The sequence below is a fragment of the Aeromonas sp. 603757 genome (assembly GCF_049171255.1).
GTDB classification, from domain to species: domain Bacteria; phylum Pseudomonadota; class Gammaproteobacteria; order Enterobacterales; family Aeromonadaceae; genus Aeromonas; species Aeromonas veronii_A.
This window is the reverse complement of sequence record NZ_JAAKOE010000006.1, coordinates 109,506-133,491: the sequence shown is the minus strand read 5'-3', so window position 1 is coordinate 133,491 and position 23,986 is coordinate 109,506. Positions and strand designations below refer to the sequence as shown.

Annotated in this window: 19 protein-coding genes; 14 read left to right on the top strand and 5 right to left on the bottom strand. The window is 60.0% G+C overall.

Going from position 1 to position 23,986, the window contains the following annotated elements; all coding sequences use genetic code 11:
• Positions 1–6 precede the first annotated feature (6 nt).
• The 3 genes from G5332_RS07995 to G5332_RS07985 all read left to right on the top strand — a co-directional run bounded on the left by G5332_RS07995 (position 7) and on the right by G5332_RS07985 (position 3,520).
• Positions 7–1,863 carry a monovalent cation:proton antiporter-2 (CPA2) family protein gene (locus G5332_RS07995; protein WP_128816427.1) on the top strand — a complete coding sequence of 619 codons (1,857 nt, stop codon included), beginning with the start codon at positions 7–9 and terminating at the stop codon, positions 1,861–1,863.
• Complete coding sequence (locus G5332_RS07990) at positions 1,860–2,246, top strand: SirB2 family protein (RefSeq protein WP_042081419.1); 387 nt, start codon at positions 1,860–1,862, stop codon at positions 2,244–2,246. Before G5332_RS07995 ends, G5332_RS07990 begins: the two co-directional genes overlap by 4 nt.
• Before the next feature lie 287 nt (positions 2,247–2,533).
• Positions 2,534–3,520: a helix-turn-helix transcriptional regulator gene (locus tag G5332_RS07985; RefSeq protein ID WP_005339987.1), complete on the top strand. Its 987-nt coding sequence runs from the start codon at positions 2,534–2,536 to the stop codon at positions 3,518–3,520.
• Between the two features lie 855 nt (positions 3,521–4,375).
• Here the strand turns inward: G5332_RS07985 and G5332_RS07980 are convergent.
• Both G5332_RS07980 and rsmD read right to left on the bottom strand, forming a co-directional pair.
• The gene (locus G5332_RS07980) at positions 4,376–4,687 is read right to left on the bottom strand and encodes a DUF1145 domain-containing protein (protein WP_005342853.1); all 312 of its coding nucleotides are present in this window, start codon (positions 4,685–4,687) and stop codon (positions 4,376–4,378) included.
• Positions 4,671–5,300 carry a 16S rRNA (guanine(966)-N(2))-methyltransferase RsmD gene (gene rsmD, locus G5332_RS07975; RefSeq protein WP_005339991.1) on the bottom strand — a complete coding sequence of 210 codons (630 nt, stop codon included), beginning with the start codon at positions 5,298–5,300 and terminating at the stop codon, positions 4,671–4,673. The genes G5332_RS07980 and rsmD overlap by 17 nt, the downstream gene beginning before the upstream one ends.
• Before the next feature lie 110 nt (positions 5,301–5,410).
• Here rsmD and ftsY point away from each other — a divergent pair, with 110 nt between their 5' ends.
• The 10 genes from ftsY to hutH all read left to right on the top strand — a co-directional run bounded on the left by ftsY (position 5,411) and on the right by hutH (position 17,509).
• Positions 5,411–7,363, top strand: a complete 1,953-nt coding sequence (ftsY, locus tag G5332_RS07970) for a signal recognition particle-docking protein FtsY (protein WP_421311214.1) — start codon at positions 5,411–5,413, stop codon at positions 7,361–7,363.
• An 89-nt stretch (positions 7,364–7,452) separates the two neighbouring features.
• The gene (gene ftsE, locus G5332_RS07965) at positions 7,453–8,121 is read left to right on the top strand and encodes a cell division ATP-binding protein FtsE (protein ID WP_005339995.1); all 669 of its coding nucleotides are present in this window, start codon (positions 7,453–7,455) and stop codon (positions 8,119–8,121) included.
• Complete coding sequence (ftsX, locus tag G5332_RS07960; RefSeq protein ID WP_005342860.1) at positions 8,121–9,074, top strand: permease-like cell division protein FtsX; 954 nt, start codon at positions 8,121–8,123, stop codon at positions 9,072–9,074. Before ftsE ends, ftsX begins: the two co-directional genes overlap by 1 nt.
• Before the next feature lie 451 nt (positions 9,075–9,525).
• Entirely contained in the window at positions 9,526–10,380 is an 855-nt protein-coding gene (rpoH, locus tag G5332_RS07955; protein WP_005339997.1) for an RNA polymerase sigma factor RpoH, read from the top strand.
• A 125-nt stretch (positions 10,381–10,505) separates the two neighbouring features.
• Positions 10,506–11,165: a carbonate dehydratase gene (gene can, locus G5332_RS07950; protein ID WP_005339998.1), complete on the top strand. Its 660-nt coding sequence runs from the start codon at positions 10,506–10,508 to the stop codon at positions 11,163–11,165.
• An 11-nt stretch (positions 11,166–11,176) separates the two neighbouring features.
• Complete coding sequence (hutC, locus tag G5332_RS07945; RefSeq protein WP_041202413.1) at positions 11,177–11,881, top strand: histidine utilization repressor; 705 nt, start codon at positions 11,177–11,179, stop codon at positions 11,879–11,881.
• Between the two features lie 154 nt (positions 11,882–12,035).
• Positions 12,036–13,271, top strand: a complete 1,236-nt coding sequence (gene hutI / locus G5332_RS07940) for an imidazolonepropionase (protein ID WP_227341531.1) — start codon at positions 12,036–12,038, stop codon at positions 13,269–13,271.
• Positions 13,264–14,208, top strand: coding sequence for a formimidoylglutamase (hutG, locus tag G5332_RS07935; RefSeq protein WP_421172666.1), 945 nt, complete (start codon positions 13,264–13,266; stop codon positions 14,206–14,208). The genes hutI and hutG overlap by 8 nt, the downstream gene beginning before the upstream one ends.
• A gap of 54 nt (positions 14,209–14,262) precedes the next feature.
• Positions 14,263–15,972 carry a urocanate hydratase gene (hutU, locus tag G5332_RS07930; protein WP_421172667.1) on the top strand — a complete coding sequence of 570 codons (1,710 nt, stop codon included), beginning with the start codon at positions 14,263–14,265 and terminating at the stop codon, positions 15,970–15,972.
• 4 nt (positions 15,973–15,976) lie between these two features.
• Positions 15,977–17,509 (top strand): histidine ammonia-lyase, encoded by a 1,533-nt coding sequence (hutH, locus tag G5332_RS07925; protein WP_227341528.1) that lies wholly within the window; start codon positions 15,977–15,979, stop codon positions 17,507–17,509.
• Between the two features lie 145 nt (positions 17,510–17,654).
• On the opposite strand, the gene G5332_RS07920 is transcribed toward hutH, so the two are convergent.
• A complete protein-coding gene (locus G5332_RS07920) occupies positions 17,655–18,752 on the bottom strand; it encodes a calcium:proton antiporter (RefSeq protein ID WP_266134562.1) in 1,098 nt (365 codons plus the stop codon).
• A 265-nt stretch (positions 18,753–19,017) separates the two neighbouring features.
• Positions 19,018–20,547, bottom strand: a complete 1,530-nt coding sequence (locus tag G5332_RS07915; RefSeq protein WP_227341526.1) for an EAL domain-containing protein — start codon at positions 20,545–20,547, stop codon at positions 19,018–19,020.
• Between the two features lie 495 nt (positions 20,548–21,042).
• Between G5332_RS07915 and G5332_RS07910 the strand changes: the two genes are divergently transcribed.
• Positions 21,043–22,971, top strand: a complete 1,929-nt coding sequence (locus G5332_RS07910; protein ID WP_227341525.1) for an EAL domain-containing protein — start codon at positions 21,043–21,045, stop codon at positions 22,969–22,971.
• Positions 22,972–23,035: 64 nt separating this feature from the next.
• On the opposite strand, the gene G5332_RS07905 is transcribed toward G5332_RS07910, so the two are convergent.
• Positions 23,036–23,959: a 1-aminocyclopropane-1-carboxylate deaminase/D-cysteine desulfhydrase gene (locus tag G5332_RS07905; RefSeq protein ID WP_216952742.1), complete on the bottom strand. Its 924-nt coding sequence runs from the start codon at positions 23,957–23,959 to the stop codon at positions 23,036–23,038.
• Positions 23,960–23,986 lie beyond the last annotated feature (27 nt).

Sequence of the window (23,986 nt, the reverse complement as noted above, 5' to 3'; positions counted from 1 at the left end):
TGACTGATGGGCCACGGGATCCTGTTTGATGCCTTTATCTACCTCTCCGCCGCCGTTATCGCGGTACCGCTGGCCAAACGCTGGGGGCTGGGCTCGGTGCTCGGCTACCTGCTGGCGGGGATCATCATAGGCCCCTTTCTGCTGGGGCTGGTGGGGGAACAGAAGGATGTGATGCACTTCGCCGAGTTTGGCGTGGTACTGATGCTGTTTCTGGTCGGTCTTGAATTGCGTCCGGCCCTCTTGTGGCAGCTGAAAGGGCCGATCCTCGGCACCGGTGGCCTGCAGGTGCTGCTCACCACGGCGGCGTTGACCGGCGTGGCGCACCTGATCGGTCTGCCGCTGCAACAGGGACTGGCCATCGGCCTCATTCTGGCACTCTCCTCGACCGCCATCGTGTTGCAGAGCCTGCAGGAGCGCAAGCTGATGCAGAGCGAGAGCGGTCGCTCCGCCTTTGCGGTGCTGCTGTTTCAGGATATTGCGGTCATTCCGATCCTGGCGATCCTGCCGCTGCTGGCCATGGCGCCGGTCGCCAGCAATGGTGGCTCCGAGCTGGCGGGGTGGCAGCATGGTCTGCTGGTGGTCGCGGCCATCTCCGGCATAGTGCTGGGTGGCCACTATCTGATGCGGCCGGTATTTCGTGCCATCGCCCAGTCCCATATGCGGGAGATCTTCGTCGCCGCCGCCCTGCTGCTGGTGATCGCTATCGCTGTGCTGATGGAGTCGGTGGGGCTCTCGCCCGCTCTCGGCTCCTTCCTCGCCGGGGTGGTGCTGGCCGACAGCGAATATCGCCATGAGCTGGAGGCCGACATAGAGCCGTTCAAGGGCTTGCTGCTCGGCCTGTTCTTTATGTCGGTGGGGGCGGGGATCGACTTCGGGCTGTTTGCCGAGCACCCCTTCCTGATACCCACTCTCGTCGTTGGCCTGATGGTGCTCAAATGGCTGGTGCTGATGGCGCTCGGCTTCATTATCCGCATCTCGCCGAGCCAGCGCTGGACCTTCGCGCTGGCGTTGGCGCAGGGGGGCGAGTTTGCCTTCGTGCTCTTTTCGTTTGCCGCGCAAAACAGGGTGCTGCCCGGTGAGACCATCTCGCTGCTGACGCTGGTGGTAGCGCTCTCGATGGCGCTCACCCCACTGCTGCTGATCCTCAATGATCGGGTGATCCAGCCCTGGTTCGATTACCGTAACCAGAGCGATGCGCCGCAGCATGAGCAACCTGAGCTGGTGGAGCATCCGGTGATCATCGCGGGCTTCGGCCGCTTCGGTCAGATCGTGGGGCGTCTGCTGCACGGTCACGGCATCGGTACCACCATCCTCGAGCAGGATGCCAGCCAGATAGAGACCCTGCGCAAGTATGGCTATCAGGTCTTCTATGGCGATGCCAGCCGGATCGATCTGCTCCATGCCGCAGGGGCGCACAAGGCGAAGCTGCTGGTGCTCTCCATCAACGATCCGGCTACCTCGCTGGCGGTGATCGAGATGGTGCAGAAGCACTTCCCGCACCTGAAGATCCTGGCGCGAGCGCTGGATCGACCCCATGCCCACGAGATCCTGCGCCACGGGGTCGAGAGCGTTCACCGGGAAACCCTGGGCTCGGCGGTCGATCTGGGGGTGGAAGCCCTGACCCAGCTTGGGTTTAGGGCCAACCAGGCCTGGCGGGCGGGGCAGACCTTCAAGCAGCACGATAACTGGCTGTTGCGCGAGCAGGTCAACTATCTGGATGACGAACACACTTATATCAACAAGAGCCTGCAATACCGGGAGATCCTCTCCGATCTGTTGCAAGACGACGAGGAGGGGCAGGAGCGTATCCATGCCCATAACTGGAACAGCGGGCTACCCGACGACGACAAGGAAGCAAAATGATTGCCTATTACCCCATGTTCAAACACCTGCATATGACGCTGGCGCTGGTCAGTCTGCTGCTCTTTATCTATCGCTGGAGTCTGGCGCTGGCCGGCAGCGATCGGTTGCAGCAGAAGTGGCTGAAGATCCTGCCGCATATCAACGACACCTTCCTGCTGCTGTTTGGTGTGTTGCTGGCGGTGGCCTTGCAGTTGAGCCCGGGTCAACAACCCTGGCTGATGGCGAAGCTGATTGCACTGGTGCTCTATATCGGTCTGGGTGTCATGGCGCTCAAGCGCCCGGCCCGCGGTCAGAAGCTGGTGGCCGGTGTGGCAGCGCTGGCGGTGTTTGGCTACATGGTCGGTGCGGCCATCACCAAGTCAGCCTGGTCGTGGCTGATGTGAGCAAAAGGGGAGAGTTATGCTCTCCCCTGAAATCATATTCTGCTATAAATTAATTAATCGGAGTTTTATGCTGGCAATAAATCGCAACATAGAACTTTCATTTGAGGGATTTTGGGCTAATTTTAGCCTCTAGCGGCTCCTTTTTAGAGCGCATTGTCTTTATAAATCAATTGTTTAGTGTGTTTTGTATGAAAATGGCGACAGTTGTCGCAGCAAAACTTGCGACATAGACTGTCGCAAGTCACGACTAGCATACAGTCAACGCTAAACCAGTGAAGGCAAGCACCATGAGCAAGAAGCTGTTACGACAACTGACCTTGGCGCGTTGCATCCCGCACCGCCCTTACAAGCTGACCGCCAGCCAACTCCAGGTAAAACTGGAAGAGGAAGGTATCCACGTCAGTCTGCGTACCGTGCAACGGGACCTGGAGGAGATGTCCGGCATGGGACTGTTCGACCTCACCTCGGACGAGCGCAGCAAACCCCATGGCTGGTGCTTCGAGCGCCACGGCCTCAACGACTTTGCCAATATCATGCCGCTCTCGCTGGCGGTGGCCCTGAAAACCTGGAGTGATCAGGCGAGCCAACTGTTGCCGGCGAGTGTACTGACCGAATTGAATCCGCTGGTCGACAAGGCGAGCCAGGTGATCCGCGACAGCCAGAGTGAACTGGCCGAACGCTGGCTGGAGAGTGTCCACCAGTCACCGCGCCCGTTTGCCGGCAACCCGGAGATCCGCCGCAGCACCCTGATCCGCGATGCGCTCTGGCGTGGTCGCAAGTTCAGTGCCGAGATCCAGCGCGTGATCAAAGAGCGCACCGTGTGGCTCTGCTACGACCGTATCAACCCGCTCGGCATTCTCAATCAGCCGGACGGTCCGATCCTGCTCTGCACTCTGTCCGAGCTGGATCCCAAGGTTTACGGCATCCCGTTCGACCATATCAAGAACGTGGAGCTGACCAACTTCAGCGCCACCCAGCCGAAGGATTTCAATATCCAGAAGCTGATCCGCGATCAGGGTTATCAGGATGTGAGCGGCCCGATCCGCTTCGTCGGCCGGATCGATGCCAACAGCCAGTCGCTGGTGGATAACCAGATCCCCGGCAACAATCCACGCATGACCCGCTATGACAAGCGCAGCGTGGTGGTGGAGACCGAAGTGCAGGACACCCCGGAGTTTCGCAGCTGGTTGAACAACATCGGCGGTGAACTGGAGGTGCTGGCACCTGAATCGCTGCGCAAGGCCTATCTCAATCCGGCCAACCGCTTGAGCTGATTAAAAAATTGGAATGTTGAAGAGTCGAGCCTGGTCTCGGCTCTTTTTTTTGCGGTTTTTTTAAGCATATTTATTCAACTAATTTTTAAGTCTTAACGTCAGGATTGAACCGTTTTCCTGCCCCGTTTTTGGGGGTGAAACCCTTGTAAGAGATCTGCCATAGCGACTGTAAGAGGCTGGCGCTTTGAGCCGTACGCGAAGCCATGCCAGAATGATCGAGCTTTCCCGTGAAACTAAATAAGTGGCTGATATTAAAGGGTTAGTTTTTAAGTTCATTTTTTGAGATGGGAGCTGCATCGGATCTTTATCATCGGATGGCCCTTGTTCGGGGTGCGCATTTCCTTAGTATGGGTCTCACAAGGACGGAGCTGGTTCGGCAGGATGCAGGACAGCGCATAAAGATGGAATAGTCCGCAGGATGTGGACAAGGGACACCTCAGGATGAGCTCGATAATCAGGATGATTATCGTCACGGATGAATAAAGGAACACCGCGGGATGCGGCAGGACACTCTCGGGATGGGAGCAGAACGAACGGAACCTCGTTCTTCAGGATGAACAGGACCTCGCCGGATGCGAGAGGAATACTTCAGGATGAAGTGAGATAACCCGGATGGTTATCTGTCAGGAAGACGCAAGGAACCCCACAGGACGTGGTAATGGACACCTCCAGGATGGAGACAGTGAAGCAGTTCAGGATGAATTGCCAGGCCAGGAACGCCGCAGGACACGCCAACGGATTGGAAAGGGGATATTCCAAAGGATTAGGATAACGTCAGGGATTGCAGGGAGCATTGCAGTTCTACGGACAGGACGACACGACTCTAGGGGACGGCTACCGCCGTCCCCTTTTCTTTTATGGTTTGTCCGAGAGATTGCCGCGCTGGGCGGCGTTGACGATCTCTTGCAGGCGCTGACGAATGTCGACCATGCCAAACACACCAAAGATCAGCACAGTCACAAACTCGGCCTTGGTGACAGCGAAGTAGCGTTTGCAAGCCGCCTTGATCATGCTGGCCTGCAGCCAGTGCAGCAGGGCGACGATCACGCCGCAGACCGGCAGAAAGCCGTTGAGTTTGCCGGGCAGCGGGGCAATCAGGCTCACCAGCACGCCAAACCAGAAGAACAATATCAGCCCCATCGCCAACAGATTAAAGACTCGCTTCATTGTTTACCTCCCTTAGATAGAGTTGATAGCAGACCTGACCGGCTTGTTTGTCCTTGAGTAGTTGCCAGCTGGCGGGCAGCGCCAGATCGGCCATCTCTTTTTCCCGCTCCAGATAGATGAGGGCGTCCGGTGCCAGCCAGCCGCGCTGCTCCAGCAGTTCGCACACTTGCGGCAGCAGCTCGCGGCGAAACGGCGGATCGAGGAACACCAGATCAAACGGCGTGGCCGGGCCTTGCAGCCAGCTCACTGCATCTGACTGGATCACCTGACCCTGACTGCTGCCGAGGGCGGTCAGGTTCTTCTTGATCTGGTCGGCGGCCCCTTTGTCCATCTCGATCAGGGTCACCTGCTCGGCATAGCGCGACAGAGCCTCCAGTCCGAGTCCGCCGCTACCGGCAAACAGATCCAGGCAGCGGGTGCCACGAATGTGGGGGGCCAGCCAGTTGAAGATGGTCTCCTTGACGCGATCCGTGGTGGGTCTGAGCCCCTCCACATCCTTGACCGGCAATTTGCGGCCTCGCCACTGGCCGCTGATGATTCTTACAAAGCCCGATTTTCCTTGCGGGGCGGGACTCTTGCTCGGGTTGCTACGGCTGGATTTCACTCTGGGCATCGCGTTTCATCGTCAGAAAATAAAGTGGTAGTATAAGGCGGTTCATTTTTATGCCGACCCGCCAAGGGACGGCTATCTTAGCAGTCAGCCTTTGATGTGAGTATTTTTAGATGGCAAAAGGTTTGTTTTCCTGGCTGGGTTTCGGCCGCAAGAAAGAAGAGGCTGAGGCTGTCCAACCACAGACACCCCAAGCCACCCCGATTACCGCTGAGCCTGAGGTCACTGCTACCCCCGCTCCCGTTTCCGATGTGATTGTTTCCGATAGTACGCCGGCCGTTGCACCCGAAGTGCCCGCCAGCGCACAGAATCCCGTTTTGCACGACGATTGCTGCCCGCCAACCGAGCTGGATGGTCATGGCCCGCTGGTGGTGGAGGAGTGCGCCTCCGATCTGGAGCCGGTGATCGTCAACGAATCCCTGATGGCAGAAGAGGAGCGTGCCGCCGCAGAGGCGCAAGCTGCCGAAGCTGCCCGTGTTGCCGCCGAGGTTAAAGCCGCAGAAGAGGCTCGCATTGCCGCTGAAGCTCACGCCGCGGAAGAGGCTCGTATTGCTGCTGAAGCTCGCGCTGCAGAAGAGGCTCGCATCGCCGCTGAAGCTCATGCTGCGGAAGAGGCTCGTATTGCTGCCGAGGCTCGTGCTGCGGAAGAGGCTCGTATTGCTGCCGAGGTCCGTGCCGCGGAAGAGGCTCGCATTGCTGCTGAAGCTCACGCTGCGGAAGAGGCGCGTATTGCTGCTGAAGCCCGCGCTGCGGAAGAGGCTCGTATTGCTGCTGAAGCTCGCGCTGCGGAAGAGGCGCGTGTTGCCGCTGAAGCCCGTGCGGCGGAAGAGGCTCGCATTGCTGCTGAAGCCCGTGCGGCGGAAGAGGCGCGTATCGCCGCCGAGGCCCGAGCCGCAGAAGAGGCTCGCATTGCTGCTGAAGCTCGCGCTGCGGAAGAGGCTCGTATTGCTGCTGAAGCCCGCGCTGCAGAAGAGGCTTGTATTGCCGCTGAAGCTCAGGCTGCGGAAGAAGCCCGTATCGCCAAAGAGGCCCAGCGCGCGGAAGATATGCGCCTGGTCGCCGCGATGGAGGCTGAGGCCGCCGCCCTGGCAGCCCTGCCGCTGGCCGCCAAGGTGGACGACGACACTCAGGACAAACCGCAGCGGGAGGGCTTCTTTGCGCGCCTCAAGCGTAGTCTGGTGCGCACCAAGGAGAATATCGGTTCCGGTTTCTTCGGCCTGTTCCGTGGCAAGAAGATCGACGATGAGCTGTTCGAAGAGCTGGAAACCCAGCTGCTGACCGCCGATCTCGGCGTCGACACCACCACCCGTATCATCGAGGGGCTGGTGCAGCACGCGGACCGCAAGCAGCTCAAGGATGCCGAGGCGCTCTACGGCCTGCTCAAGCAGGACATGGGCGAGATGCTGGCCAAGGTGGAGCAGCCGTTGGTGATCGACACCAGCAAAAAGCCTTACGTCATCCTGATGGTCGGCGTGAACGGCGTCGGCAAGACCACCACCATCGGCAAGCTGGCCAAGCAGTTCCAGGCCGAGGGCAAGAGCGTGATGCTGGCGGCTGGCGATACCTTCCGTGCTGCCGCCGTCGAGCAGCTGCAGGTGTGGGGTCAGCGCAACAACATTCCGGTGATTGCCCAGCACACCGGTGCCGACTCCGCTTCCGTTATTTATGACGCCATCGAGGCTGCCCGCTCCCGCGGGGCTGACGTGCTGATCGCCGATACCGCCGGCCGCCTGCAGAACAAGAGCAACCTGATGGAGGAGCTCAAGAAGGTGGTGCGGGTGATGAAGAAGCTGGATGAAGAGGCGCCCCACGAGATCATGCTGACTCTGGATGCCGGCACCGGCCAGAACGCCCTGAGCCAGGCCAAGCTGTTCAGCGAGGCGGTAGGCCTGACCGGTATCACCCTCACCAAGCTGGATGGCACGGCCAAGGGCGGCGTCATCTTCGCGGTGGCCGACAAGTTCCAGATCCCGATCCGCTATATCGGGGTGGGCGAGGGGATCGACGATCTGCGTCCCTTTGTCGCCAACGACTTCATCGAGGCGCTCTTCAGCCGCGATGAATAAGTCCGGCCGCGATGAGTCAGCTCAGCCGTGATGAGTAAGTGTTCCATACCCCGACTCCGGTCGGGGTTTGTCAATGTCAGGGAACCGTTATGATTCGTTTTGACAAGGTCAGCAAGGTATACAGCGGCGGCCATCAGGCGCTGCAAAAGGTCAGCTTTCACCTGCGCAAGGGGGAGATGGCTTTTCTGACCGGGCACTCGGGGGCGGGCAAGAGTACCCTCCTCAAACTGATCAGCGTGATGGAACGTCCGACCGATGGTCGCGTCTTCTTCCATGGCGACGATGTCAGCCATATCCAGCGCAGCCAGATCCCCTATGTTCGCCGCCAGATCGGGATGATCTTTCAGGATCACCGCCTGCTGATGGACCGCACCGTGTTCGACAACGTAGCGCTGCCGCTGGTGATCGATGGTTACAGCCATGCGGACATCAACAAGCGGGTGGCGGCGGCATTGGACAAGGTAGGGTTGCTCGGCAAGGAGCGTTACCAGCCGCGGATGCTCTCCGGGGGTGAACAGCAGCGGGTCGGCATCGCCCGTGCCATCGTCAACAAGCCGCCGCTGCTGCTGGCGGATGAACCGACCGGCAACCTGGATCCCCAGCTCTCCATGGATATCATGCGGCTATTTCAGGAGTTCAACAATTTTGGGGTCTCTGTACTGATTGCTACTCACGATCTGGGGCTGATCGCCCGCATGCGCTATCGCACCCTGACCCTCAAGGCGGGTCGCATGTATTCGGCCGGGGAGGAGCTCTGATGGCTATCGTTCGTCACAAGCAGCCGCCGCTGCGTCGTCTGATGATGTACGGGGTTGACCATGTGCGGCAGGCGTTTGCCAGTCTCGGGGAGCTGTGGCGAAATCCGCTCGCCTCCCTGATGACGCTGGCGGTGCTCGGTGTCAGTCTGGCGTTGCCCTCCTGCTTCCACGTATTGTTGAAAAACGCCGAGGTGGTGGAGGGGAGCTGGCAGAACAGCTCCCAGATCTCCCTCTATCTGCGCAAGGATCTGCCGGAGCAGAGCATTCTCGATCTGCAGCACAGGATCCTGCTCTATCCCGAGGTGGATTCGGTCACCTACCTGAGCCGTGACGATGCGTTGCGGGAGTTTCGCGAGATCTCCGGTTTCGGCGATGCCCTCGATTATCTGGACAGCAACCCGCTACCGCCGGTGCTGAGCGTCATTCCGGATCCGCGCTGGCAGAATCCGGAAGGGGCCGCCGAGTTGCTCGGCAAGCTAAACAATGAGGATGGGGTCGAGCAGGGCAAGCTGGATCTGCAGTGGCTGACCCGCCTGCAGGGGATCATGAACCTGCTGCGTCACACCATTACCGGTATCGCCGTGCTGCTGCTCTCCGCCGTGCTGCTGATCGTCGGCAACACCCTGCGTCTCAACATCCTCAACCAGCGTTCAGAGATCGAGGTGCTCAAGCTGGTGGGGGCAACCGATGCCTTCATCCATCGCCCTTTCCTCTATACCGGCATCTGGTTCGGGGTGATCGGCGGCATGCTGGCATGGTGGCTGACCGAGGTGATGGTGATCTGGAGCGAAGGGGTGGTGAAGGAGCTTGCGGGCTTGTATAACAGTAACTTCCGGCTGGTTGGCATGGGTCTGGTAGATGGGGTGAACCTGATCCTGCTGGGGGCCTTGCTGGGGCTGATTGCTTCCTGGTTTTCGGTTCATCGTCACATTCGAGATATAGAGCCATCCTGATTAATTTATTATCAAAGTAAATCGCTGGATTTTGAGAGGTGGATCAAGTAAAAGAGGCTCCGTTTCTGGCTTGGCCCCCATAGTCAGAGTATTCTGAATAACAATGATCTTCCGGATCTTCGCTAGATCCAGTGAACCTTCTGATTTATAAGCAGTCTATTAAAGCTGAAGCATTTATACGGGTGTGGCCCCTCTGCCTTGCTCGTCAGACTTGGCAAGCATGTGAAGGTTGCGAGCTCCGCAACAATGGACTTAGCATGCTACTTTTCGGGGGTCCTTCATTGTGACCCCCTTTTTTTGACTGTTCATTCATGATTCATCCTGCAGGCTTAAGATAAGCCGGTCTAAAACTGGGCATGTTCTTTGATACACGCCGCAGAATGGCATCCGGTCAGTAGACAGACCCTCTCAGGGTGTTAGACTGATTCGATTGAAAAGTAAGAGGTAACAGATGGGAACTTCATTGCAGCGCACTATGGCTCTGATTCCGCAAGGTAGTCTGGAAGGCTATATCCAGGCAGTAAACTCTATTCCTGTGCTGAGCGCAGAGGAAGAGCGTGAACTGGCTGAGCGTTTGCAGCAGGATGGCGATCTCGAGGCTGCTCGTCAGCTGGTTATGTCGCACCTGCGCTTTGTCGTTCATGTCGCCAAGAGTTATGCCGGTTACGGCCTGCCTCAGGCCGATCTGGTTCAGGAAGGCAACATCGGCCTGATGAAGGCGGTCAAGCGCTTCGACCCGACGGTCGGCGTGCGTCTGGTCTCCTTTGCAGTGCACTGGATCAAGGCCGAAATCCACGAATATGTCCTGCGCAACTGGCGCATGGTCAAGGTGGCGACCACCAAGGCCCAGCGCAAGCTCTTCTTCAACCTGCGCAAATCCAAAAAACGTCTGGGCTGGCTGAACCACGAAGAGGTTCAGGCCGTGGCGGCCGATCTCGGCGTCTCTGCCGCTGACGTGACCGAGATGGAAGCGCGGATGGCCAACTACGATCAGGCGTTCGATCTGGTTGGTGATGATGAAGAAGAGGGCGGTTTCGCTCCGGTTCACTATCTGGAGGATAAATCCTCCGATCTGGCCGCGACCATCGAGAATGACAACTGGGACGATCATGCCACCCGTCGTCTGAGCTCTGCCCTCGCCACCCTGGATGAGCGCAGTCAGCATATCATCCGCGCCCGCTGGCTCGATGATGACAGCAAGACCACTCTGCAGGAGCTGGCCGATACCTACGGCGTCTCTGCCGAGCGTGTGCGTCAGCTTGAGAAAAACGCACTCAAGAAGCTGAAAGATGCCATGGAAGCCTGATGCTTCCTCTCATAAAAACAGGGCCTGATGGCCCTGTTTTTGTTTCGCAAGGATCTGGTCGGCCTTGCTTTGGTTACCCTTGAGTGTGTTATGTTGCCGCCACTGCCACATTAGGGAGAGCAGAAGTGAAACTGTTGAACGACCTGTTTACCAACAACCGTGAGTGGGCCGAACGGATCAAAGCCGAAGATCCCGCTTTCTTTGCCACCCTTTCTGCCCAGCAGGCCCCCGAATACCTCTGGATCGGTTGTTCCGACAGCCGGGTCCCCGCCAACCAGCTGATGGGGTTGCTGCCGGGGGATGTCTTCGTCCACCGCAACGTCGCCAATCTGGTTGTACATACCGATTTCAACTGCCTCTCCGTGCTGCAATACGCGGTAGAAGTGCTCAAGGTGAAGCACATCATCGTCTGCGGTCACTATGGCTGCGGCGGCGTCAAGGCCGCGATGCAGAATCAGGAGCTGGGTCTCATCGACAACTGGCTGCGCAACATCAAGGATGTCTACTTCAAATATGGTGAAGAGCTCGAGGCCATCGAGGATGAGCACGAGCGCTTCGACTACCTGTGCGAGCTGAACGTGGCCGAACAGGTCGCCAACGTCTGCCACACCACCATCATCCAGAACGCCTGGCGCAAGGGGCAGGAGCTGGCGGTGCATGGCTGGATCTACGGGATCAAGGATGGTCTGCTGCACGATCTCGATCTCTGCATCAGCGGCCCGGATCAGATCCCCGACGTCTACCGCGCCTGGCCGGATATGCGTCCGCCCCACCGTCGGCGCTAGGGAGCTTCATGGTGGCGCCAGCCCTCTATCTGCAGATCAAGCAGCACATTCTGGACGGAATCCGCGAACGCCACTATCAGGCGGGGGACAGGATCCCGACCGAAGCGGCCCTGTGCGAGCAGTTCACCGTGAGCCGGATGACGGTCAACCGGGCGTTGCGGGAACTGGTGGCTGAGGGGTGGCTGGTGCGTACCGCCGGTTCCGGCAGCTTCGTGGCGGACAGGCGAACCGAATCGCCGTTGCTGGCCATTCGCAACATCGCTGACGAGATCGCCGAGCGTGGCGGCGAGTACAGTGCCCGGGTGATCCGGCTGCAGCGGCTGGCCGCCGACGAGAAGGTGGCGGTACAACTGGGGCTGCGGGTAGGTGCTCCTATCTTTCACAGCCTGATCGTCCATCAGGCTGATGGTGAGCCGTTGCAGCTGGAGGAGCGCTTCGTCGATGCCGGGCGCTTGCCGGGCTATGGCGAGCAGGATTTTACCCAACAGACCCCCAACCGCTATCTGATGGATGTCTGCCCCCTCTCCGAGATGGAGCACGTGGTGGAAGCCGTGTTGCCGAGCGCCGGTGAGGCGGGATTGTTGCAGATCCGCGTAGATTCCCCCTGCCTGTTGTTGCACAGACGCACCTGGTCGGAGGGGCATCTGGTCTCCTACGCCCGTTTGCTCTCCCCCGGTTCCCGTTACAAGCTAAGCTCCAAGACTCAGCTGGAGTAAATGTCTATACAACTTGATTTTGCAAAGCCCACCTCCTGGTGGGCTTTTTTGTGCTTAAACTCTAAGTTTGATGCTGTTATCAGGATGTGAATTTCGCTCTTTCTTTCGTCATAGAGATCGACTATAAGAATATGTATATACATTTGAGGTCGCTATGAACAAGGAACTGTTGAACTGCGAGCGGGTCTGGCTCAACGTGACGCCCGCTACCCTGAATGATGAGCTGGCCGACTACGGCCTGCTGCCGCTCCACGCCATCGGCGTGAAGGATGGCAAGATCCACGCGCTGGTGCCGATGGCCGAACTGAAGGGGTCGTATCCCGCTCACTGGCAGGATATGCGGGGCAAGCTGGTCACCCCCGGCCTTATCGATTGTCACACCCATCTGGTCTTCGCCGGCAGCCGTGCCGAAGAGTTCGAGCTGCGTCAGCAGGGAGTGCCCTATGCCGAGATCGCCCGTCGGGGCGGTGGCATCATCAGCACGGTGCGTGCCACCCGTGCCGCCAGCGAAGAGCAACTGTTCGAGCTGGCGTTGCCGAGGGTGGCATCCCTGATCCGCGAAGGGGTCACCACGGTGGAGATCAAGTCCGGCTATGGCCTCACTCTGGCTGATGAACTCAAGATGCTGAGGGTGGCCCGCCGACTGGGAGGGGCGCTGCCGATCCGGGTCAAGACCACTCTGCTGGCGGCCCATGCGGTGCCGCCGGAGTATCGCGACGATCCCGATAGTTGGGTCGAGACCATCTGTCAGGAGATCATCCCGGCCGCCGCCGAGGCAGGCTTGGCCGATGCGGTGGATGTCTTCTGCGAGCACATCGGCTTCTCGTTGGCCCAGACCGAGCAGGTCTATCTGGCGGCGGATCAATACGGCCTGCCGGTGAAGGGGCATATGGATCAGCTCTCCAATCTCGGTGGCAGCACACTCGCTGCCAACTTTGGCGCCCTCTCGGTGGACCATCTGGAGTATCTGGATCCGGAAGGGATCCTGGCGCTGGCCCACCGTGGCGTGGTCGCCACCCTGCTGCCCACCGCCTTCTACTTCCTCAAAGAGACCAAGCTGCCGCCGGTCGCCGCGCTGCGCAAGGCGGGGGTAGCGATGGCGGTCTCCTCCGATATCAACCCGGGTACGGCCCCTATCGTCTCGCTGCGGATGGCGATGAACATGGCCTGCACCCTGTTTGGCCTGACCCCGCTGGAGGCCATGGTCGGGGTGACCCGTCACGCCGCCAAAGCACTTGGCGAGCAGGATCGTCTTGGTCAGCTCAGGGTCGGCATGGCGGCCGATTTCCTGATCTGGCACTGCGCCCATCCGGCCGAGCTGAGCTACATGGTCGGCGTCGATCAGCTGGCAGGCCGCATCTTCAACGGCGAGGAGACCCTCCATGGATAAGTTCAACCCGATCGACATGTCGCTCTGGCAGGGGCGGCAGGATCCGGAAGATGGCGAACTGGCCCTGCGCTGGCACGACAAGGTGCTGCCCTGGACCGCCGGAGCACAAGACTCTGCCGGTGTAGTACTGCTTGGTTTTGCCTGCGATGAAGGGGTGCGCCGCAACAAGGGGCGCATTGGTGCTGCCGGGGCGCCGCTGGCGGTGCGCAAGCTGCTGGCCAACACTGCCTGGCACCTGAACCGTCCCGTCTACGATGGCGGAGATGTGAGCTGTACCGATGGCAATCTCGACGCCGCCCACGGCCATCTGGCCGAGCGGGTCGCTGCCGCGCTCGATTTGGGCCACTTCCCGCTGGTGCTGGGGGGCGGTCACGAGGTGGCCTTCGGCAGCTGGAGCGGCCTCAACTTGCATCTGGCGGGTCAGGGGCGAGTCGGCATTATCAATTTTGACGCCCACTTCGACCTGCGCATGAAGCAGGAGCAGGCCAGCTCTGGCACCCCCTTTTTCCAGATTGCCGAGCAGTGCGCCGCTCAGGGCACACCGTTTCACTACGCCTGCCTTGGGGTGGCCGAGACCGCCAATACCCAAGCCCTGTTTGCCCGTGCCAAGGCGCTGGGTGTGTGGCATGTGCTGGACGAGGCGATGACCCAGACCGAGCTGCCAGCCTTGCTAAGCGGGCTGGACGCCTTTATCGCCGATTGTGATCACCTCTATCTGACCATCGATCTCGACGTGCTGCCCGGCGCCGTTATGCCGGGAGTGAGCGCTCCCGCCGCTCGCGGCGTGGAGCTGGCGGTGATCGAACCGCTGATCGCCCATATCCGGGCCAGCGGCAAGCTCAGGCTCGCCGATCTGGCCGAGTACAACCCGACGCTGGATCAGGACAACCGCAGTGCCCGCGTGGCCGCGCGACTGGTTCATCTGTTGACCCGTTAACCCTTTTGGCCGCCCGTCGCCGAAGGCACCCTATTGATACAACAAGGAGTGTGTATGTCTGTGCAACAGCAGGATCCCCGTCATGATCCTAACCGCGTGATCCGTGCCCCGCGCGGCACCGAACTGACCGCCAAGAGCTGGCTCACCGAAGCGCCGCTGCGGATGCTGATGAACAACCTGGACCCCGAGGTGGCCGAGCATCCCCAGTCGCTGGTGGTCTATGGCGGCATCGGTCGCGCCGCCCGCAACTGGGCCTGCTTTGACAAGATCGTCGAGGTGCTGACCCGGCTCGAGGAGGATCAGACCCTGCTGGTGCAATCCGGCAAGCCGGTCGGGGTGTTCCAGACCCACAAGGATGCGCCGCGGGTTCTGATCGCCAACTCCAATCTGGTGCCGCACTGGGCCAACTGGGAGCACTTCAACGAGCTCGATAAGAAGGGCTTGATGATGTACGGCCAGATGACCGCGGGCTCCTGGATCTACATCGGTACCCAGGGGATAGTGCAGGGCACCTACGAGACCTTCTTTGCGGTGGCCAATCAGCACTTCAACGGCGAACCCAAGGGGCGCTGGATCCTGACCGGTGGTCTCGGCGGCATGGGCGGCGCCCAGCCGCTGGCCGCCACCATGGCCGGCTTCTCGATGATCGCCGTGGAGTGCGACGAGACCCGCATCGATTTTCGTCTGCGCACCCGTTATGTGGACAAGAAGGCTCACAGCCTGGATGAGGCGCTGGCCATGGTCGAGGAGGCCAAGCAGAGCGGCAGCGCCATCTCCATCGGTCTGCTCGGCAACGCCGCCGACGTGTTCGCCGAACTGGTGGCCCGTGGCATCACCCCGGACGTGGTGACCGACCAGACCTCCGCCCACGACCCGGTGCACGGCTACCTGCCGCAGGGCTGGAGCGTGGCCAAGTGGCGCGAGCTGCAGCAGAGTGCCCCGCAGGAGGTTAATCTGGCCGCTCGTCGCTCCATGGCCCGCCAGGTGGAGGCGATGCTGACCCTGCAGGAGCGCGGCGCGGCGACTCTGGATTACGGTAACAACATCCGCCAGATGGCGCTGGAGGAGGGGGTGGCGAACGCCTTCGACTTCCCCGGCTTCGTCCCCGCCTATATCCGCCCGCTGTTCTGCGAGGGGATTGGACCGTTCCGCTGGGTGGCCCTTTCCGGCGATCCGGAAGATATCTACAAGACCGATCAGAAGGTGAAAGAGCTGATCCCCGACGATCCTCACCTGCACAACTGGCTCGACATGGCCCGCGAGCGCATCGCGTTTCAGGGGCTACCGGCTCGGATCTGCTGGGTCGGGGTCAAGGATCGGGTACGCCTCGGTCTGGCCTTCAACGAGATGGTGAAAAACGGCGAGCTGAAAGCCCCCATCGTCATCGGCCGCGACCATCTGGATTCCGGCTCGGTGGCGAGCCCGAACCGCGAGACCGAGTCGATGATGGATGGCTCCGATACCGTCTCCGACTGGCCGCTGCTCAACGCCCTGCTCAACACCGCTGGCGGCGCGACCTGGGTGTCGCTGCACCACGGCGGCGGGGTCGGAATGGGCTTCTCCCAGCACTCCGGCGTGGTGATCGTCTGCGATGGTTCCGATGACGCTGCCAAGCGCGTCGGTCGGGTGCTGCGCAACGATCCGGCCACCGGGGTGATGCGCCACGCGGATGCCGGCTACGAGATTGCCATCAACTGTGCCCATGAGGCGAAACTGGATCTGCCGATGATTGACGGCGCCAACGGTGTCAAAGGAAAGGTGTAACACCATGTTTGAATTGACTATTACTCCGGGCGAGCTGGATCTTGCCACCCTGCGCCGCGTCAGCCGCGAGCCGGTACATGTTTCACTGGATCCGGCCGCGCTGCCGGGGATCCACGCCTCAGCTGCTGTGGTTACCAAGGTGATCGAGCAGAACCGGGTGGTGTATGGCATCAACACCGGCTTTGGCCTGTTGGCCAACACCCGCATTCCGGTGGAGCTGCTGGACGAGCTGCAGCGATCCATCGTGCTCTCCCATGCGGCAGGGATTGGCGAGTACATGGATGACGCCACCGTGCGGCTGATGATGGTGCTCAAACTCAACTCGCTGGCGCGGGGCTTCTCCGGGATCCGGCTGACGGTGCTTGAGGCCTTGATGACCCTCATCAACGCCGAAGTCTATCCGGTGGTGCCGAAGAAGGGATCCGTCGGCGCCTCCGGCGATCTGGCGCCGCTGGCTCATATGAGCTGCCTGCTGATCGGGGAGGGCAAGGCTCGCCACAAGGGCGAGCTGATCGACGCCGCTACTGCCCTGAAAATTGCCGGGCTCGAGCCCATCGCGCTGGCGCCCAAAGAAGGATTGGCGCTGCTCAACGGCACTCAGGCCAGCACCGCCTTTGCGCTGGAAGGGCTGTTCCATGCCGAGGATCTGTTCGCTGGTGCCATCACCATCGGCGCCATGAGTGTGGAGGCTGCGCTCGGCAGCCGCAGGCCGTTCGATGCTCGCATCCACGCGGTGCGCGGTCAGCGTGGCCAGATCGACGCGGCCGCCTGCTATCGCCACCTGCTGGTGGATGGCAGCGAGATCGGCATGTCCCATCACAACTGCGAGAAGGTGCAGGATCCCTACTCATTGCGCTGCCAGCCGCAGGTGATGGGGGCCTGCCTGACCCAGATCCGTCAGGCCGCCGAGGTGCTGGTGTGCGAGGCCAACGCGGTCTCCGACAACCCGCTGGTGTTTGCCGATGATGAGGAGATAATCTCCGGCGGCAACTTCCACGCCGAGCCGGTGGCCTTTGCGGCCGATAATCTGGCGCTGGCCATCGCCGAGATAGGTTCCCTCTCCGAGCGGCGGATGGCGCTGCTGATTGACTCTCGGATGTCCGGTCTGCCGGCGTTTCTGGTCAACAACGGCGGGGTGAATTCGGGCTTTATGATCGCTCAGGTCACCTCGGCGGCGCTGGCCTCCGAGAACAAGACCCTGGCCCATCCCGCCTCGGTGGATAGTTTGCCCACTTCCGCCAATCAGGAGGATCACGTCTCCATGGCGACCTTCGCCGGTCGTCGATTGGCTGACATGGCGGAGAATACCCGCGGCATTCTGGCAGTCGAACTGCTGGCGGCGGCACAGGGGCTCGATTTCCGCGCGCCGCTGCGCAGTACCGAGCTGATCGAGCTGGCCAAGGGACGACTGCGGGCAGAGGTGAGCTTCTACGACAAGGACAGGTACTTCGCGCCGGATATCGAAGCGGCCGCCGCCCTGCTGGGCCGTGCCAGCTACAACGACCTGATCCCGGCCGGGGTGCTGCCCAGCCTGTAAGCCTTGATCACCCTTCTCCCCTGGCGGGAGAAGGGTGGGGGATGAGGGGGAAGCCGCTTCACTGGCACCGGTGAGAGCCGGGAGCAGATGACAAAAGACCGCCCAATCGGGCGGTCTTTGCGTTTCTGACGTTGGTTGAACGCGGTTATTCGTGTTCGAACATCAGGAACAGATAAACCACGAACAACACCAGATGGGTCGCACCATGGAGCACATTGGTGCGGCCGCTGCTGAAGGTCACTTTACAGACCATCAAGGTCGTGACCAGCAGCACCATATCGGCGGGGGAGAGGCCGAGGCGTACCTCCTGACCCAGCATGGAGCCGATAAAGAGCACGGCAGGCACGGTGAGGGCGATGGTGGCCAGCACCGAGCCGAAGTAGAGGTTCATTGCCCGCTGCAGCTGGTTGTTGAAGGCGGCCTTGATGGCGCCGACTGCTTCGGGAGCTAGCACGATACATGCGACGATAAAGCCGCCCAGTGCCGCGGGCGCGTCCATCACATGCACCCCGTAGTTGATGGGGATGGCCAGGGTCTTGGCCAGCAGGATCACTACCAGCAGGTAGGCGAGCAGCAGGATGGTGTGATAGACGTTGCTCTGCAGCGGGCCGTGGTGCTCCTCGTAATCCTCGTGATCGCTGTCGACGAAGAAGTGGCTGTGGCTGCGGGTCTGGATCAGCAGAAAGACCCCGTAGAGCAGGATCGAGATGATGATCAGCATCCACGACATGGCGCGCGACATACTGCCGATTGCACCACCTTCGGTGAAGTTGGGCAGCACCAGACAGAGCAGGGCCAGCGGGATGATGGCCACCAGATAGGATTTGACCCCGTCCAGATTAAAGCTCTGGGTGTGGTAGCGCCAGCCGCCAAACAGCAGGGTGAAGCCCACCAGACCGGTACTCACCAGCATCACTACCGCAAACATGGTATCGCGGGCCATGGTGGGGTTGGGCTCGCCGGTCAGCATCACCGAGGAGATCATCACCACCTCCAGCGAGATGACCGAGAGGGTGAGGATCAGGGTGCCGAAGGGCTCGCCCAGCTTGATGGCGAGGGCATCGGAGTGGCGCACTACCGAGAAGATGGCCCAGGTTACGATGGCCAGTAGTGCCGCCGAAACCGGAAGATAGATCCCGAGCGGAGTTGTCTCTGTCAGCAGGTCGCTCCCGATCGTCTTGAAAAAGAGCAGGGTCAGCAGGCCGACGGGCAGGGCAATCTCTTGCCGGATAAATGTCTTCATAGGCAATGGTTCTCATCTCGGGACGGCGCTGGCCGACAGGGATTGATGGGAGGCGTGCGTGAAGGTGCTCACGGTAGCCGAATGCTTATGATAAGGGTTCCATCCTCTCAGGGGCAGATCATTTTGTTGCTGAATGTAAATGGTGGTTCAAGGGCGATGAGCCAGGTCGTGGCAGAGGCTTTGGGAGTGTCAGCCTCTGTGCAAAAGGGTGCGTGTGCTCCCGGTGGGGGGAGCCCTGCCAGCGCTGGCCTGTGCAATATCGGTGTCAGCTCTCTTGCGAATATTGTGGAGGCCATGTCTGCTGCCAGATGGCAAGATCTGCCAGCGCCATGGGCCTGCCAAAGACGTAACCCTGGATCAGATAGACGCCGTGTTGCCGCAAGTAATCAACCTGTTCCCGCGTCTCAACCCCTTCCGCAATCATCTCCATGCCTGATTCCAGGCCAAACGTGATGATGGCATCCAGCACGCTGCGTTTGAGGTCGTTGGTGCCTATGGTATCGACGAACATCTTGTCGATCTTGATCTGGCGGATCCCGAGGCTCTGCAGGTAGGCAAAACCACCGTAGCCGGTACCGAAATCATCCAGTTTGAAGTGATATCCCATCTGCTGCAACAGGGTGATCTCCTCGGTAGCGGCTTTGATGTCGAGGATCGGCTTGCGTTCTGTCAGCTCGAAGGTAAGGCGCTCGGGCGAAGGGTTATGGTGTTCACTCAACATGTTGCGCAGCAAGGGTTGTTCGATATGGGTGGCCATCAGATTGACACTGATCCACTGCTCTGGTGGCAACAGCGGCAGATCCGTGATCACCTGCTCCAGCAACTGCCTGGTGATAGGCAGGATAAGTCCCTGATCTTCAGCATATTCGATGAAAGCGCTCGGGGGGATCAGCTCGTGTCCACGTTGCCAGCGTAGCAGCGCCTCAAAACCGGCAACCTGCCAGGTTCGAAGATCCACCACGGGTTGATAGAAGGGGATGAACTCCTGGCGCACCAATCCGGCCTGCAATAGCCCCTTGAGCGAGCGGCGATAGTTTCGCAGCGACCAGTAAGCGGTCACCAGCAGCAGGCCCAGGATAGTGCCGCTCCAGAGTGCGATTCGTCTGACTTGCTCGCGAGCATACAGGTCCAGTGCAGAACCGGCCCAGATGGTTTGTCGGGTCAGTTTGTCCTGATCAAAGAAGCTCAGGCTGCGGCTGCCCTCTTCCAGCTTGATGGTCCGGTCACCGCGCGGGAAGCGGGGGGTCATCGCTGCGGGATCCCGCTGGCTGAACTCCAGATAGAAACAGTCACTGCAGGGGAGCTGTAGCAGATCGTGGCTCCAGCTGTTATCGAGCACCCAGTAGGCAATGTTGCCGCCGTTTTTGTAGTAGGCAACCATCTCCTGTTCCGTATTGAAACTGGCCGTTGTAGCAGTCAGCCCCAGTTTGTCGGGGAGGGCGCCATCCTGGTTGGCGTTTTTGATGAGCGAAATACCCACACCCAGGCTTGAGCAGCTTTTCCCTGATGCCAGTTCCAGCCCCTGCAGACGAATATGGGTGTTGTAAAAGCGGGGATCCCGCAGCAGTGCCATGTCGTTGGCACCACAATCGAAATCAAACAGCGTCAGCTGCTCGCTCATGGCCTTGTCCAGCGTGTGATGGCGTATCGCCATGGCTCGCTTTATCTCGGCCACCTTCTGCTCAAGCAGGTGGTTGGCCATCGGTTTTGTTAGCCACAGACCGACGGACTGGCTTGCCAGGATGGGCAAGAGCAGTAGCAGTACAGTGATCCAGAGGGGGGTGATGCGTAACAAGGGCGCCTGCCAGTTTTACGAGACACAAATGGGTCAAGCCATCATAGTGCATTAGTACAATCAATTTGAGCTCTACTTGTCACACTTATTGGATGATTTTTTAAATGTATGATTTTAAATGTTTTTATTGTTAACCTTGAAAAGATTCAATCGCTGACCTGTCATAAATGACAATTGCTCAACTTATCCGAACTGCTTTAGAGTACCCCTGCGGTTTGACTCACCGTGTGTTCAATACTCCTGTATCTGTTTTTTGTCAGTAGCACAGAGTGTTAGTTTTGATATGAGTGTTCCTTTTGGTCCCTTTTGAGGGACCATTTTTCTGTCTGCTATCTTCCCCTGCTCCACCTGTGTACCTTCCTTGGTATTCTCTCGCTGCTTTGGGTATGCTGCCCCGCTTAAATTACAGAAGCGGGATCCCCGTCCATAGTGATGGCCACAGCGCCACTGCTACCATGAACTCCAATGGATGATGCCGGGCACACGGAAAGGCACATGAAACTCACAACACATCTTGTCTCGTTTATTACCTTGTGCGTGATCGCTGCCATGGCGACCGTGCTGATTGGCGGGGTGTTCAGCTTTCGCGAGCTGGGCATGGAGTTGCAGCAAAAGAAGGTCGATGCGCTGGTCGAGGTGATCGACAAGCAACTCGACGTTGCTCACGGTATGGAGGATATGAGCCGCTGGTTGCCCACCTTGCTGCGGGCGGCTCATGTGGTGGAGCTGGAGGTGCGCCAGAATGACCAGCGGGTCTACTGGTTCCGTGACGTACAGCGTCCGGTTGATGAACCGCTGCTGGTGCCATACAGCCATCCGCTGCCCCATCAGGCTGGCATGCAGGCCAGCTTCAAGCTGGAGCGCCCCTTCAAGGAGGCGGAGTACTCCATCAAGGCGATGTCGGGCATCTCGTTCGGGATCTTCATCGTGGTGTTCGGTCTCTGGTACTCCATCCGCTGGTTGCGTCAGCAGTTGCGCGGCGCCGAGCTGCTGGGCATTCGCGCCCAGCTGATCCTCGATGACAAGCTCTCCAAACTAAGCCATGACCCCGCCGAAGAGTGGCCGGTGGCCGCCAGTCAGGCCCTCGATCATCTGCTCGCCGAGCTGGCGGATGCCCGCAAGGAGCGCAGCCGCTTCGACAACTTCATTCGCAGCAACGCCTTCGTCGACAAGATGACCGGCATCGGCAACCGCCTCTTCTTCGATAACCGGCTCGAGAGCGCTATCATGGAGGCGAGCGTGATGAGTGGCGGTGTCTTGCTGATTGAACTCGCCTGTCTGGAAGAGCTGGAAGCGGAGCAGTTCGAGCTGCAGGGGCATGATCTGCTGCTGGAGGCGAGCGCCGTGATCAGTGCTTTTGTACGCAAGCATAACGGTGCCTTGCAGGCTCGTTATGCCGGACATGTCTTTGCGGTATTGTTGCCCAACATGTCGGAGAGCGAGATGGTGGACAGTGCCAGCCAGCTGCTCAAGAGTCTGCAACGGCTACACTGGCCGCAGCAGGTCAATCCGGAGACGGCCATCTATATCGGGGCTGTCTGCTACCAGGCGCAAGACACTCTGCTCAAGGTGCAGGAGGAGGCCGAGCTGGCCCTCAAGAGTGCACGTCTGCAGGGGCACAACGGCTGGTTCCTCTACGAGAAGCAGCTGGACGAGGAGCAGAGCAGCAAGGGGACGGTGCGCTGGCGCACCCTCATCAGTCGCCGTCTTGAAGAGCAGGGGATCGATTTTTATACCCAACCGGTCCAGCAGGATCGGGATCAGGTGGTACTGCAGCAGGATCTGCTCACCTATATCCACGATGAGCAGGGGAGGGAACTGCAAGCAGGGATCTTCATGCCAATGGCGGAGAAGGTGGGCCTGCTGCTGCAACTGGATCGGCTGGTGGCGGAGCAAACGCTGGTGTTGCTGCGCCAGCGTTCCGAGCAGAGCTGTCCCATCACTCTGACCCTGAGTGCCCAGAGTCTGCTCAACCGCGAGTTCCAGCGCTGGCTCTTCTTCGCCCTGTTCCAGCTGCCGCGCAGCACCAACGAGCGGTTGATCCTGCAGCTCTCGGAGGCTCAGGTCACACGCCACTTCGAAGCACTCAAGCGGCCGCTGCGCTCCCTGCGGATGCTGGGCTGCCAGCTGGCCATCGATCATGCTGGCCAGGATGTGGTGAGCACCCAGTACATCAAGGAGTTCGAGATCAACTTCCTCAAGCTGCACCCCAGCCTGGTGCGGGAGATTCACGCCCGACAGGTGAACCAGATGGCGGTCCGCAGTCTGGTGGGGGGCTGCGCCAATACCCGTACCCGGGTGCTGGCGGTGGGGGTAGAGAGTGGCGATGAGTGGAAGATGCTGCGCCACCTCGGGGTGCATGCCGGGCAGGGGCCCTGGTTTGCCGAGCCACGCCGGTTGGTGCAGGAGTCGGCTGGTGATTGAGATAAATGAGAGAGGGTCGTCGTGGGGCGACCCTCTCTCGTTTTCGGTTGCCGTCAGGCGGGGCTCACAGTCGCCCCTGCTCCCGCAGTCCGGCCAATCCCTGCATGCCGCCGGTATGGATAAAGACAATCTTGCTGCCGGGGGCGATGCGGCCCGCAGCCAGCTCGCGAAACAGCCCCCACATCGCCTTGCCGCTGTAGATGGGCTCCAAAGGCAGACCTGTTTCGGCGCTGAAATCTTGAACCCACTGCCAGAGGGCCGGGCTGAATTTGGCGTAGCCACCATCGTGGTGATCGAGTGCGACCCGCCAGCCGGGGATGCTGGCGGCAGCGGGATGGAGGCGACACACCTCGTCAGCGATAAAGCCGCCTCCTTTCAGTACCGCAATGGCGAGGATCTGCTCCCGGTCCTGTTTGCCAGCGATTAGGCCCGCCAGGGTGCCGCCGCTGGCACAGGGCAGTACCCAGAGATCCGGCGAGAAGGGTACCTCGCCGACCAGTTCGGCAACCCCGGGGATAGCCAGCGGGCTGCTGCCCCCTTCCGGCACGATCAGGGTATCGGGTGCATCGAATTGGGCCAGCCAGTCGGGATCCTGGCGACGGCGGTAACTCTGGCGGTCGACGAAAACGAGATCCATACCCCAGCGTCTGGCATCCCTCAGGGTGGTATTGCTGACGGCATCAGATTCGCCCCGTATGATACCGGTAGTTCGAAGGCCAGATTGGCACCCTGCTGCTGCCAGTGCATGGATGTGATTGGAGTAGGCGCCGCCAAACGAGAGTAGATGCCGTTTGCCGTGCTCTCTGGCATGAAGCAGGTGGTATTTGAGCTTGCGCCACTTGTTGCCGGAGATGGTCGGATGGATCAGATCATCCCGCTTGCACCAGAGTTCGACGCCGTAGCGGGTCAGCAACGGGTGGTGGAGGGGGTGCAGGGGGGAGGGCAGGATAGCTGACCCCTCTGGCTCGGCTGGAAGGCTGGCTTGCAATGGTGAGTCCGTCTTTTATATAGAGGC

Coding starts and splice junctions, on each gene's coding strand:
- G5332_RS07995 (WP_128816427.1), top strand. CDS start 7: ATGGGCCACGGGATCCTGTTTGATGCCTTTATCTACCTCTCCGCCGCC.
- G5332_RS07990 (WP_042081419.1), top strand. CDS start 1,860: ATGATTGCCTATTACCCCATGTTCAAACACCTGCATATGACGCTGGCG.
- G5332_RS07985 (WP_005339987.1), top strand. CDS start 2,534: ATGAGCAAGAAGCTGTTACGACAACTGACCTTGGCGCGTTGCATCCCG.
- G5332_RS07980 (WP_005342853.1), bottom strand. CDS start 4,687: ATGAAGCGAGTCTTTAATCTGTTGGCGATGGGGCTGATATTGTTCTTC.
- rsmD (WP_005339991.1), bottom strand. CDS start 5,300: ATGCCCAGAGTGAAATCCAGCCGTAGCAACCCGAGCAAGAGTCCCGCC.
- ftsY (WP_421311214.1), top strand. CDS start 5,411: ATGGCAAAAGGTTTGTTTTCCTGGCTGGGTTTCGGCCGCAAGAAAGAA.
- ftsE (WP_005339995.1), top strand. CDS start 7,453: ATGATTCGTTTTGACAAGGTCAGCAAGGTATACAGCGGCGGCCATCAG.
- ftsX (WP_005342860.1), top strand. CDS start 8,121: ATGGCTATCGTTCGTCACAAGCAGCCGCCGCTGCGTCGTCTGATGATG.
- rpoH (WP_005339997.1), top strand. CDS start 9,526: ATGGGAACTTCATTGCAGCGCACTATGGCTCTGATTCCGCAAGGTAGT.
- hutI (WP_227341531.1), top strand. CDS start 12,036: ATGAACAAGGAACTGTTGAACTGCGAGCGGGTCTGGCTCAACGTGACG.
- hutG (WP_421172666.1), top strand. CDS start 13,264: ATGGATAAGTTCAACCCGATCGACATGTCGCTCTGGCAGGGGCGGCAG.
- hutU (WP_421172667.1), top strand. CDS start 14,263: ATGTCTGTGCAACAGCAGGATCCCCGTCATGATCCTAACCGCGTGATC.
- hutH (WP_227341528.1), top strand. CDS start 15,977: ATGTTTGAATTGACTATTACTCCGGGCGAGCTGGATCTTGCCACCCTG.
- G5332_RS07920 (WP_266134562.1), bottom strand. CDS start 18,752: ATGAAGACATTTATCCGGCAAGAGATTGCCCTGCCCGTCGGCCTGCTG.
- G5332_RS07910 (WP_227341525.1), top strand. CDS start 21,043: ATGAAACTCACAACACATCTTGTCTCGTTTATTACCTTGTGCGTGATC.